General features: G+C 34.5%; 9 protein-coding genes. All 9 read left to right on the top strand.

Features of this window, described 5'->3' with window-relative positions:
- The first annotated feature begins 676 nt into the window (after positions 1 to 676).
- The 9 genes from comGA (at position 677) to JOD14_RS12785 (ending at position 7,076) form a co-directional block, all read left to right on the top strand.
- Positions 677 to 1,603, top strand: coding sequence for a competence type IV pilus ATPase ComGA (comGA, locus tag JOD14_RS12825; protein WP_204655175.1), 927 nt, complete (start codon positions 677 to 679; stop codon positions 1,601 to 1,603).
- The gene (gene comGB / locus JOD14_RS12820; RefSeq protein ID WP_204655174.1) at positions 1,600 to 2,619 is read left to right on the top strand and encodes a competence type IV pilus assembly protein ComGB; all 1,020 of its coding nucleotides are present in this window, start codon (positions 1,600 to 1,602) and stop codon (positions 2,617 to 2,619) included. The genes comGA and comGB overlap by 4 nt, the downstream gene beginning before the upstream one ends.
- On the top strand, positions 2,616 to 2,918 hold the full coding sequence (gene comGC / locus JOD14_RS12815; RefSeq protein WP_204655173.1) for a competence type IV pilus major pilin ComGC: 303 nt from the start codon (positions 2,616 to 2,618) through the stop codon (positions 2,916 to 2,918). The genes comGB and comGC overlap by 4 nt, the downstream gene beginning before the upstream one ends.
- On the top strand, positions 2,915 to 3,355 hold the full coding sequence (comGD, locus tag JOD14_RS12810; RefSeq protein WP_204655172.1) for a competence type IV pilus minor pilin ComGD: 441 nt from the start codon (positions 2,915 to 2,917) through the stop codon (positions 3,353 to 3,355). The genes comGC and comGD overlap by 4 nt, the downstream gene beginning before the upstream one ends.
- Positions 3,327 to 3,650: a hypothetical protein gene (locus JOD14_RS12805; RefSeq protein ID WP_204655171.1), complete on the top strand. Its 324-nt coding sequence runs from the start codon at positions 3,327 to 3,329 to the stop codon at positions 3,648 to 3,650. Before comGD ends, JOD14_RS12805 begins: the two co-directional genes overlap by 29 nt.
- Positions 3,643 to 4,098 carry a competence type IV pilus minor pilin ComGF gene (gene comGF, locus JOD14_RS12800; protein ID WP_204655170.1) on the top strand — a complete coding sequence of 152 codons (456 nt, stop codon included), beginning with the start codon at positions 3,643 to 3,645 and terminating at the stop codon, positions 4,096 to 4,098. The genes JOD14_RS12805 and comGF overlap by 8 nt, the downstream gene beginning before the upstream one ends.
- Positions 4,061 to 4,528, top strand: coding sequence for a competence type IV pilus minor pilin ComGG (gene comGG, locus JOD14_RS12795; protein ID WP_204655169.1), 468 nt, complete (start codon positions 4,061 to 4,063; stop codon positions 4,526 to 4,528). Before comGF ends, comGG begins: the two co-directional genes overlap by 38 nt.
- A 289-nt stretch (positions 4,529 to 4,817) precedes the next feature.
- A complete protein-coding gene (locus JOD14_RS12790; protein WP_204655168.1) occupies positions 4,818 to 5,819 on the top strand; it encodes a class I SAM-dependent methyltransferase in 1,002 nt (333 codons plus the stop codon).
- 72 nt (positions 5,820 to 5,891) lie between these two features.
- Positions 5,892 to 7,076, top strand: coding sequence for an acetate/propionate family kinase (locus JOD14_RS12785; protein WP_204655167.1), 1,185 nt, complete (start codon positions 5,892 to 5,894; stop codon positions 7,074 to 7,076).
- Positions 7,077 to 7,224 lie beyond the last annotated feature (148 nt).

Here is a 7,224-nt window from a genome sequence, read left to right as displayed (position 1 = left end):
AGAAAGTCGTGAATAATACAAATGTAGCGCCGTATACGAGACCCGTACGTACGGTGCAATGGGAGGGGCGGAATTAAATTCCCCTCTACCCTATTTTTTTCATCGATTGATCGCAAACCAGATGTAAAAAAACTTGTTTTACTTAATGTCTACAGAATAAATAAAAAATATTGAAATAGCGGTGTTTGTGCCCACTATTTTATAGAACAAATGCAAGATTTTTAACGATAGAACACGGAAAACCGTACACTTTTATTAGTGTTGGCGGCCTCTAATAGATAAACCACCAATTTACACGTAACTTACTTTTGAAAATTTTAATCAACTAGTTGGCTTAAAAATGAATTCTGAAAATCATTGGGTTAAAAAATCGGCTCGTATTCCTTGGACAGAGCTAAAAAATACCTTAATAAAAAAGCAATGTTGCATAATTTTTACGAATGGTTTTGGGCGCCTGACTAAATCAAAAAGAATATGGCTTCAGTACTGAAGAAACCGTGATGCAAATTCAAAAAAATCCTTCATTTGTCGAAATCACCCTATTTGTTAATGGATACTTATCACTCATTCTTTTTTAAAATAAATTGTTTCATATTTTTTTGTTAAATAAATTGGTCTTTAATTAAAAAATAATCTGTCCTTTTGCGTATTGTTATTGGTGAAAGGAGGGAAAAAGATGTCGATCGAAAGACTCTCGAATGAACTGATTCTTTACGGGGTGGAACAAAAGATGCAAGATTTATATATTTATTTTCTAAATGAAAGTGCCTCAGTCTACTATCGAAAAGATCAAAAAATGGTTCCTTTTGAGAATGAGTTAAGTGTTGAAACGGCGCAACAGTTAATTGCTCGCTTTAAGTATTTAGGGGAGATGGACGTGGGTGAAAAGCGTAAAGCCCAACTAGGTGCAATTTCTTATCCGTTAGAAAATCGGCAACAACGCTTACGTTTATCGACAGTTGGTGATTATCGTGGTAAGGAAAGCCTAGTCATACGATTTTTACATGATCTGAAAAATGAGAGTGTGGATTATTTTTTTACAGAAGATGCCCGCTTAATTGCCCAAAATATTTTGCAAAAAAGTGGTCTGTATTTATTTAGTGGCCCAACCGGTTCAGGAAAAACCACTTTTATGTACCACTTAGCTCAAAAAATGAAAGGACAAGTCATTACAATTGAAGACCCTGTTGAAATTGAAGAGCCTAATTTTTTACAACTCCAAACAAATGATAAAATCCAACAAACTTATGATCAATTAATCAAGCTATCTTTGCGTCATCGTCCGGATATTTTAATTATTGGTGAAATTCGCGATACTTTAACAGCCAAAGCAGCAATTCGAGCGGCTTTAACGGGACACAAGGTTTTTGCGACCATCCATGCAAAAGGAGTAGCTGAAACAAAAAACCGGCTCATTGATTTAGTTGGAGAAAGTAGTGAATTAGATAATTGTTTAATGGGTGTGATTTATCAAGAGTTATTTTTAGATGTCAAAGGTAATACAAAAGCGCTTCTTTCTTATCAATTTTTTGAAGGAGAAAGAGCGCACAAATCATGGGAAGACGCGTATGCTGAAATTATCCGCCTTGGTGAAATTCAATGAAGCAAGGGAAAACGGCTCATACTAAAGAATGTTTGGCTTTTTTGGAGATGCTTGTTTTGCTTTTAGAAAATGGCTTTAGTATTCAAGAAGGTTTAGAAGTCATGACTAGAAGTAAGCAATTTTCTGACTCTTTGTTGCAGCAATTTCAAACCAACCTCATTGCCGGTCAATCACTAGGTGTGTGCTTTGCTGAAATTGGCTTGAGTCCGCAAGAAGTCACCCAAATTCAACTGGCAGAATTTCACGGCAATATTGCAGAGAGTTTGAATAACTTACTAAACCATCGAAAATTAGTTCAAAAACAAACGAAAGAATTACAAAAAATTATGACGTACCCTCTTGTTTTGATGTTTTTTTCATTTTTCTTATTATTAAGCATGCGTTACATCTTATTGCCTCAATTGTTAGCTTCAAGTATGATTGATCAAAATCATTGGGGGATTTTGTTTTTAACATTTGCGCCGATAGGGATGGGCATAATGATGGGGGTAGGGTTGTTAATGATAATCGGCAGTCGTATTTATTTTCGGCAAAAGTCACTTTTAGAAGCAGCAAATTTTTTACGGAGATTACCAATTTTTGGCCACTTATATTGTTTCTATCAAACAAGTTATTTTTCACTCGAATGGGGCAAGCTTTTTAAAGAAGGCCTTGAAGTCAAGCAAATTTTACATGAATTAAGCCATCTACCCAATCAATCTTTAATGGTTGCTTTGGCGCAGGAGCTTCATTTAGGTTTAAATGAAGGCATTTTATTAACAGAACAGTTAAAAAATTATGCTTTTTTAACGCCTGAATTTTCTTTTATTATTTTCCAAGGAGAAATTAAAGGGAAATTAGGTGAAGAGTTGATACTTTATAGCCAAATTTTAACGAATAAGCTTGTTGAAAAAGTAGAATGGCTGTTGAAAATAATTCAGCCGCTTGTTTTTTTACTTTTAGCGATGGTTATTATAACGATTTATGTGGCGATGTTTTTACCAATTTATGGAAGTATGGGAGGAATGCTTGAATGAGAAAAAAAGGTACTAAAAAACGATACTCAGCGTTCACTTTATTAGAAATGATGATCGTTCTGTTAATCATCAGTGTGTTAATATTACTGTTTATCCCGAATCTATCAAGTCAAAAAGACAGTATCATAAATAAAAGTGACCAAGCAATCGCAGAAACGATTATAACAGAAATTGAATTAGTAAAGTTTGATAAAGATGGAAAAATCGATGAATCGGATATTGAGAAAATATTAGGCGAGAATACTAAAAAACAAGAAGTTTATGAGAAATATGTAAAAGGAAAGCTTGAACTACCATGAATAAACACCGCGCTTTTACACTCCTTGAAACTTTAATTGTTCTAAGTGTATTAAGCCTTTTTGCGAGTGTCTCTTTCGTGGCGATTCCGAAGATAAAAGAAGAACTAGAAGTCTATTATTTTCTTAATCAATTTGAAAATAATATTTTACTCACGCAACAAGCAGCAATCTTTTCTGTCGTAAGGACGACCATCAAAAAAGAATATCAACAAAACTATATCGAATTTTTATTAGAAGGCAATCGGAAAGTCACTCAGACGGCGCCACCGGCTTTAAATTTTAAAGTTTTTCCACCGGTTTATTTTGGGATTGGAACGGGGAATATTGTTAAAACCGAGACAATCATTTTTAGCTGGGAAAATAAAAAACAAGAAATTAAATATGAATTTCTATTTGGAAAGGGGCGCTATGAAAAAACCATCAAACAGATTAATTAAAGGGTTTATTCTGATTGAAAGCTTATGTGCACTTGCAATCTTAACTTTTTGCTTGCTTTATTTTTATAGCGGACAAAGCGCATTTCTCTTAAAAATGAAAGAAGAACAACTCGAATTAACTGCTTATCGCATTCTTTATGAAGAAGTGGCAAGTGCCTGCTTAAAACCCACCAATCAACCGATTGTATCAAACATTTCCCGTAATGGTCATTTTCAAATAAGTATCGATTTAAATCAAAATGCATCTGTTAAAGTTTCGACAATGAACCAAAGTGTGGCGATTTTTCGTGAATAATAAATACCAAGGCTTTACTTTAATTGAGTGTTTGATTGCTTTAAGTTTGATGAGTTTATTTTTTGCCGCCTTAGCTGGTATTTTACCGCAAAGCCAAAAAGTGAATCAACAATTACTCGATCGCCAAGAATTAGAATGGCAAGTTTTTTTAGGTCAAATGGATGCTATTTTTTTACTTGGCGAATTTAAAAAATTCTCGAAAACAGAAATTTTTTTTGAGCGATATAAATTAGATGATAAAGGAAATGAAGTGGCCGTTTCGATTAAACGAACGGCTAAAAATCAACGGGTAGTTTTAATAAATAACGGTGGCAATGAGCCATTGTTAACGCAAGTGACCGATTTAATTTTTGAACAGATAGACCAAGACATTATCATGCAAGTGACTTATTCAAATGGAGTGAAGCGTATTGGTAAATGGACGATTCCACCAAAAGTACCGCGGTAGTCTTTTTTTAATCGCGATCATCTTAACCGGCGTCTTAAGTATGCTGTACATCGGGATGTCTGAAAGTTATCAAACCGCCCGTCTGTTTTCACAAAGAGCAAAAGAATACTATCAAATTCAAATTATGAAAGAGCTATTTTTAAATGAATTTTTTAATTTACCAGAAGAAAAGAAAGAAATGCGTGGCGAAGTTCATTATAATGTTGGCAAAGTCACGTATGATTATCAAATCACCACTTTAAATTTAACCATTGACAGCTTGCATTATCAAAGGAAATTTACCCAAACCCTCGTTGTTGAAACAACAACACCGACGCAAAGTACTGAAAGTGTGGAAGTACACGCACCTGAGAGCAAAACAAAAGAAAAACAGATTGAAAAAGAAACTGATACAGAGCAAACCAGTCAATTACCAGAAAAGATGGAATAAAAAGATGCAATCAGCAAAATTTCCCTAAAATGACCGGATGGATAATTGGCTAAAAAGATTGAAAAAAAGAGTTGGCGAAACAAGAACTTAAGCAAAAATTTCACAAAGAATAGCGGATATAAGAGGAGACGCTCCTTTTGTATCCGTTTTTCTTTTGAATTTTATGAAAAATAATAAAAATCAAAAGGATGGCATCTAGCGGTTGATTATTTAGTTTAAATCGGCTAAAATTAAACAGGTATTATGGTTGTTATAGTGATTTTTTTGAGAATAAGGGAGGCTAAAGTCAATGGAAAGAATTGAACAAAGTTTTCACTTGAATCATGACGCAATTCAATTATTGCAAAAAGCGTTAACGACTTCTTTTTTTGAAGCGTATTTAGAACAAGTTGAAAATATTCTAGACGATTATCAAGTTCGGGTAATTGGGGAAGTACCAAGTCAAGCAACCGTTGAAAAACTCCTTCCAATTTATGAAAAATTAAAAAATGTTGATTTAAAGCCAGAAGAAATTCGAAAATTGAGTCAATTATTGCTTTTAAAGGGGTTGCAAAGTGAGCCGCTTCAAGCCAATCACCAATTGACACCCGATAGTATTGGGTACTTATTTGTTTATTTAATCGAACAATTTTATCCTGAAAAGAGCAAACCTTTAACCATTTTAGATTTATGTGTTGGAACAGGCAACTTACTTTTAACACTGCTAACAAGTTTGTCAGTCTCTGGTTATCAAGTAGAAGGAACAGGGATTGATAATGATGAATTATTAATTGAATTAGCAGCGGTAAATAGCCAGTGGACGAAACAAGAAACACTGTTACAATTATATGATGCGTTGCAATATCCTTTTCCGACGAAATATGAAATAGTCGTAAGCGATTTACCGGTAGGGTATTACCCAATTGATGAAGTCGCCGACAAATTTGAGGTAGCAACAAAAGAGGGTCATACTTATGCCCATCATCTCCTCATGGAACAAGGAATGAAACAAGTGAAAGAAGCCGGTTATGGATTCTTTTTATTACCAAGTCACTTCTTAGATTCTGATCAAAGTACGGAATTAAAAAATTGGCTAGGCAAGGACGTCTATTTACAAGGTGTTATCCAGTTACCTACTGAACTTTTTAAACAAGAAAGTGCGCAAAAGAGTATTGTTATTTTACAAAATAAAGGTAACATGGCACATCAAGCAAAAGAAGTCTTAGTTGCGACAATCCCCACACTAAAAGATTTAGAAGTGGTCAGTCGTTTCTTTCAACAAGTTACCGCTTGGAAAAAAGAAAATTTATAAAATTAGTTAATCTATCGTAAAATTACTTTGCGAGTTTAAAATAATAAAAAAACAGATTGAGGAGAACGAAGAATGTCTAAAACAATTGCAATTAATGCTGGAAGCTCAAGTTTAAAATGGCAATTATACACCATGCCAGAAGAAACGGTTGTCGCAAAAGGAATCGTTGAAAGAATTGGTTTAAATGATTCTATCTTTACTATTAAATATGGAGAAGATCAAAAATTTGAAGTCATCGTTGACATTCCAGACCATGACATTGCAGTAAAAATGTTATTAGATCAATTAATTGATTTGAAAATTTTATCTTCTTATGATGAAATTACAGGAGTAGGCCACCGCGTCGTTCATGGTGGTGAATTCTACGATAAATCAGTCATTATTGACGATGAAGTCTTAAAAAATATTGAAGATTTAGCTGATTTTGCACCTTTACATAACCCAGCTAACGCAATGGGAATTCGTGCATTCAAACACTTATTACCAAATATTATTAGTGTCGCTGTTTTTGATACAGCTTTCCATGCGACAATGCCAGAAGTAAACTATTTATATAGCTTACCAAGAGAATATTACGAAGAGTTCCGCGTACGTAAATATGGTGCACATGGCACAAGCCACCGCTATGTTTCAGAACGTGCAGCTGAAATGTTAGGTAAACCAATTGAAGACACCAAAATTATTACTTGTCACTTAGGAAATGGCGCGTCAATCACAGCGGTTGATGGTGGTGTTTCAGTTGATACTTCAATGGGCTTCACGCCACTTGCAGGTGTAACCATGGGGACACGTTCAGGTGATATTGATCCTTCTTTATTACCATACTTAATGGATAAATTAAATATCGATATCAATGAAATGATTAACGTTTTAAATAAAAAATCTGGTTTATTAGGCCTTTCAGGTGTTTCAAGTGATATGCGTGACTTAGAAAGCAATGCAGACAAACCTGAAGTCGAAGTCGCTTTAGAAATCTTTGCTGACCGTATCCGTAAATATATCGGTAGCTATGTGACAGTGATGAACGGGGTAGACGCGATTGTCTTTACAGCTGGAATTGGTGAAAATGATTCCGCAACACGTGCACGCATTATCGATGGCATGACTTGGTTTGGTTGTGAATTAGATGCAGAACAAAATGCAAAACGTGGCGAAGAGTTAGTAATCTCAACACCAGAATCAAAAGTAAAAGTTTTCCTAATCCCAACCGATGAAGAGTTAATGATTGCTCGTGACGTTGAAGCGTTACGTGGGTAATTTGTAAGTAAAAACAACCACTTGGATGAACTTATTTCTTCCAAGTGGTTGTTTTTTTGGCTCTTTGTCAAATAGTGTTGTTTAGCAATATCCGTATAATTAAGAAGGACTCAGGTTCTTCTTTTTTTGTTATTTAATTTTGGCTTTT

This window comes from Enterococcus lemanii (assembly GCF_016909125.1).
Taxonomy (GTDB): Bacteria; Bacillota; Bacilli; order Lactobacillales; family Enterococcaceae; genus Enterococcus_I; species Enterococcus_I lemanii.
Note: the sequence above shows the minus strand (reverse complement) of the source record. Positions and strands in the feature narration are given on the sequence as shown.

Coding starts and splice junctions, on each gene's coding strand:
- JOD14_RS12805 (WP_204655171.1), top strand. CDS start 3,327: ATGAAAAAACCATCAAACAGATTAATTAAAGGGTTTATTCTGATTGAA.
- comGD (WP_204655172.1), top strand. CDS start 2,915: ATGAATAAACACCGCGCTTTTACACTCCTTGAAACTTTAATTGTTCTA.
- JOD14_RS12790 (WP_204655168.1), top strand. CDS start 4,818: ATGGAAAGAATTGAACAAAGTTTTCACTTGAATCATGACGCAATTCAA.
- comGA (WP_204655175.1), top strand. CDS start 677: ATGTCGATCGAAAGACTCTCGAATGAACTGATTCTTTACGGGGTGGAA.
- JOD14_RS12785 (WP_204655167.1), top strand. CDS start 5,892: ATGTCTAAAACAATTGCAATTAATGCTGGAAGCTCAAGTTTAAAATGG.
- comGC (WP_204655173.1), top strand. CDS start 2,616: ATGAGAAAAAAAGGTACTAAAAAACGATACTCAGCGTTCACTTTATTA.
- comGB (WP_204655174.1), top strand. CDS start 1,600: ATGAAGCAAGGGAAAACGGCTCATACTAAAGAATGTTTGGCTTTTTTG.